Here is a 2274-nt window from a genome sequence, read left to right on the forward strand (position 1 = left end):
CTGATTTTAAACGGCCCGGTATTCAAACTTTCAGGGGACATCTTATTGAAATTGACATTGATCCTTTATTGGGTAAGCAGTTGCAGGAATTGAGCAGTCGCCATAGCGCAACCCTCTTCATGTCACTGCTGACAATTTTCAAAATATTATTATGTAGGTATACAGGCCAAACCGATTTGATCATTGGCACACCCGTAGCGGGACGTGATCATACAGACCTGTACAACCAGGTAGGCTTTTTTGTAAATATGGTGGCGCTGAGAACCACCGTTAATTCCCACGACTCTTTCGCCGATCTGTTGGAAAGGATCAAACAGGTTATACTGAACGGGTATGCACACCAGGCTTATCCTTTCGATATGCTAATCGACGAGCTGGCCCTGCCCCGCGACATGAGCCGTTCGCCCTTATTTGATGTGGTGGTTGGAATGGAAACTCCTGGTTTGGTGAATAACCAACCTGAACTTGAAGAGTTAACGGTTCAAAAATTCGACAGGGAACACCTCGTTAGTAGATACGATTGTACACTCATTTTTAAAGAAGGTGAAAAAGGAATAAGCATAGCGATGGAGTACAACACTGCATTGTTCAGGCAGGAAACCATCGGCAAATTACTGGAACATTATATCCGGTTAACAGCAGCGGTTGTTGCTGCTCCCGGCAAACCCATAAGCGCCCTGCAAATGTTAAGTGAGCAGGAAGAGCGGGAACAGCTGGTGGGGTATAATAATATGGAGGTTGACTATGAAGTTAGCGGCACGCTGGTTGATCTGCTGGAAGGGCAGTTGAACCGGTCACCTGAAAGTGTGGCACTTGAGTTTGCGGGTAACCGGTTAAGTTATGCAGAATTGCATGAACGAAGCAACCGGCTGGGTCATTGTTTGCGCGAACAATATGGTGTTGGCCGTAATGACCTCGTGGGACTGATGACCGATCGTTCGGACCAGATGGTGACAGCCATATTGGGAATTGTAAAATCAGGCGGCGCCTATGTGCCTGTAGATCCCGATCATCCCGCATCGCGCCGGGATTATATCCTCGAACGCAGTGGCGTTAAGGTGATCGTAACGGAAGAGAAATACCGGTCTGCTCTGGAACAGAAAGGGTACCGGTGTATAATACAATCGGAACTATCTCGCTATAGCGTCACGAGCCTGCCGGTGATCAATCATCCGGGTGACCTGGCCTATGTAATGTATACGTCGGGCTCAACGGGTAATCCGAAGGGCGTAGAGATTGAGCATCACAGTGTGGTGAATTTTCTAAAAAGCATGCAGCAGCAACCAGGCATCAGTGCCGCTGACCGGCTGCTGGCAGTAACAACGTATTCCTTCGACATCTCGGTGCCGGAACTGTTGTTGCCGTTGGTAAGCGGGGCAACGGTGATCGTGCTTCGGCGCGAAGAAGTGCAGGACGCCGTGCTGCTGGGCCGCAGGATAAGGGAAACCGGGGCCACGCTTTTACAATGCACACCATCGATGTGGCAGATGTTGCTGGAAGGGGGCTGGCCTGGCAACCGGCAAATAAAAGCGTTGAGTGGCGGTGAAAGATTAAGTAAAGCATTGGCCGGCCGGTTGCTGGAAAAAGTAAAAGAGTTATGGAATATGTATGGCCCCACGGAGACCACGATCTGGTCGGCCTGCCGCCGCATTAGTCGTGACGAAGAGGCCGTGAGTGTGGGCTGGCCGATAGGCAATACGGAAATATACCTGTTGAATAAAGACCTTCAATTGCTTCCGGGGGGCATAAGCGGGGACCTGTATATAGGCGGTGAAGGGCTAGCGCGTGGTTACCGCGGGCAACCTCAGTTAACCGCAGAAAAATTTATTGCGCATCCGTTCAGGACGGGTGCACGTTTATATGCCACCGGCGATGTGGGCCGGCGCCTTGCAGACGGCAGCATAGAATTTTTGGGCCGCAGTGATGAACAGGTAAAGATCCGGGGTTACCGGGTTGAACTGGCAGAGATCGAACATGTGCTGCTGAAACACCCTTCGATAAGCGCTGCGGTAGTAATTACTGCACAAGCAGAAGATGGCACTAATTACCTGGTAAGTTATGTAGTGTTATCGGGTTTGGTAACTGCTACGGAACTGCGGTTGTATGTAAAAGCGAGCTTACCCGATTATATGGTGCCGGTTTATTTTATAACGTTGAACGAACTGCCGGTATCGTCGAATGGCAAAGTAGATAAGAAACGGTTGCCACCACCGGGCCAGTCGCAGTCGCTCGGGTTGAACACCGGCTATGTGGCGGCGGCGACTCCGCTGGAAG

The 2274-nt window shown here is 50.5% G+C and carries 1 protein-coding gene; it reads left to right on the top strand.

All coding sequences use genetic code 11. The features are described from left to right. The coding region (locus A4R26_RS10825) for a non-ribosomal peptide synthetase (protein WP_133054629.1) at window positions 1-2274 on the top strand (2274 nt) is incomplete at both ends.

The sequence above is a fragment of the Niastella populi genome, assembly GCF_002078015.1.
Lineage (GTDB): Bacteria > Bacteroidota > Bacteroidia > Chitinophagales > Chitinophagaceae > Niastella > Niastella populi.